This window comes from Mesorhizobium sp. M7A.F.Ca.CA.002.09.1.1 (assembly GCF_003998555.1).
In the GTDB taxonomy this organism is placed as follows: domain Bacteria; phylum Pseudomonadota; class Alphaproteobacteria; order Rhizobiales; family Rhizobiaceae; genus Mesorhizobium; species Mesorhizobium ciceri.
Window position 1 is genome coordinate 1 of record NZ_RZRR01000966.1, and the last position, 1,988, is coordinate 1,988.

General features: G+C 64.9%; 2 protein-coding genes and 1 pseudogene. All 3 read left to right on the top strand.

The features are described from left to right. Positions 1-238 (top strand): aminotransferase class III-fold pyridoxal phosphate-dependent enzyme (locus tag EN994_RS28980; RefSeq protein WP_127308037.1); only part of this gene is annotated, 238 nt, incomplete at its 5' end. A 33-nt stretch (positions 239-271) separates the two neighbouring features. Then, on the top strand, positions 272-1,564 hold the full coding sequence (locus EN994_RS28985) for an aminotransferase class III-fold pyridoxal phosphate-dependent enzyme (protein ID WP_063169696.1): 1,293 nt from the start codon (positions 272-274) through the stop codon (positions 1,562-1,564). Then, positions 1,561-1,988 (top strand): annotated as a pseudogene (locus EN994_RS28990) (phosphotransferase); the annotation flags it as partial. The gene EN994_RS28985 and the pseudogene EN994_RS28990, both read left to right, overlap by 4 nt.

A 1,988-nucleotide genomic window follows, 5' to 3' on the forward strand; every position in this document is an offset into this window, starting at 1 on the left:
CGTCGGCGATGTCCGGTACAAGGGCCTGATGGCGGCGCTGGAGCTGGTCTCGGACCGCGCGACGAAAAAGCCCGCCGACAAGAAGACCATGGCATTGGTTTCGGAGGCGGCCTACGAGGCCGGCGTCATGCTGCGCGTCTCCGGTAACGCCATCATCCTGTCGCCGCCGCTTATCGTCAGCGCCGCGGATGTCGCGAGGATCGGCGAAGCATTGGATGCAGGCCTGTCGAAGGTCTGACGGTTATTGGAGAGAACGGAGTTTCGAGACGCAATGACTCAACCGCAAGAAGCGTTGGTTAGCCGGCGCTCGCGCCTGCTCGGTGCGAAATCGCAATTGTTCTATGACGAGCCCGTGCACCTGGTGCGCGGCGAAGGTGTCTGGCTCTACGATGCCGACGGCCGCAAATATCTCGACGCATACAACAACGTCGCCCATGTCGGCCACTGCCACCCCTATGTGGTCGAGGCCCTGTGCCGGCAGGCAAGCCTGCTCAACACCCACACGCGCTATCTTCACACCGCCATCCTCGACTATGTCGAGCGGCTGACCGCGACCTTCGATGCCAGCCTGTCGACCGCCATCCTGACCTGCACCGGCAGCGAGGCCAACGACATCGCGCTGCGCATGGCGCAGGCCGCCACCGGCCGCATGGGTATCATCGCCACCGACGCCACCTATCATGGCAACACCGCGGCGGTTTCGCAGCTCAGCACCCGCATGCCGCCGGTCGGCGGCCGCGCCCGCAATGTCAGGCTGGTGCCGGCGCCTGACAGCTATCGCCATCCGGCTGCGATGGCCAACGGCAAAGCCTTTGGCGACGCAGTGCGCGAAGCCATCGCCGCGCTGGCAAAGGACGGTATCGGCCTGTCCGGCATCATCCTTTGTCCGCTGCTCGCCAATGAAGGCTTTCCGACGCTCCCATCCGGCTTTTTCGACGACGCGATGCGCGCGGTGCGTGACGCCGGCGGACTGGTCATCGCCGACGAGGTGCAGCCTGGTTTCGGCCGCACCGGCAGTCATTTCTGGGGCCACCAGCGCGCAGGCTTCGTTCCCGACATCGTCACCATGGGCAAGCCGATGGGCAACGGCCATCCAATCGCCGCCGTGGTCACATCAAGGGAGATATTGGCGACCTTCCGCAACGCCTTCCGTTATTTCAACACCTTCGGCGGCAATCCGGTTTCCTGCGCGGTGGCCAATGCCGTTCTCGACGTCATCGAGCAGGAAGATCTCGTTGCCAACGCGCGTGACGTCGGCGCCTATGCACTCAACCTGCTGCGCCCGCTCGCCGATCGCCATGAATGTATCGGCGAGGTCAGGGGCGCTGGCCTGTTCTTCGGCGCCGAACTGGTTCACGACCGCAAGACGCGCGAACCGGCGCCCGACATTGCCGAGCAGGTCGCCAACCGGATGCGCCAGCGCGGCGTGCTGATGGGCAAGACCGGCATCCACGGCAATGTGTTGAAGATCCGCCCGCCAATGCCGTTCTCCCGCGACAATGCCGACTTCCTGATCGGCGTCCTCGAAGAAGTGCTTGGCGAAGTCGGCGGAGTGAAGGCGTGAGCGCAGTCTCCGCGCAATCCGAACCCGAGACGGCAGCCGACGTCACGGCGCTGGCCAGGCGCGCGCTCGCCCATTGGGGCATTGATGAGGGTGAGCCGGAGCTGCTGAAATTCCGCGAGAACGCGGTCTTCCGGATCCGTCTGCCCGATGGCCAGCCGGCCGCCATGCGCATTCACCGGTTTGGCTATCACACGGACGCCGCCCTGCGCTCGGAACTGCAATGGATGGGTTTTCTGCAATCGGCCGGCATCGCCACGCCATCTGCGGTCGCCACGCCGGCTGGCGATCTGTTCGTGCTTGTCAGCGCGAACGCCTCAATGCAACCCCGGCAAGTCGATTGCCTGAGCTGGCTGGAAGGCCGCGCCGTCGGCGCGCGAGGCGTGCCGCTGGATTTTACGCCCGAGCAGGCAAGACAGATCTTTAC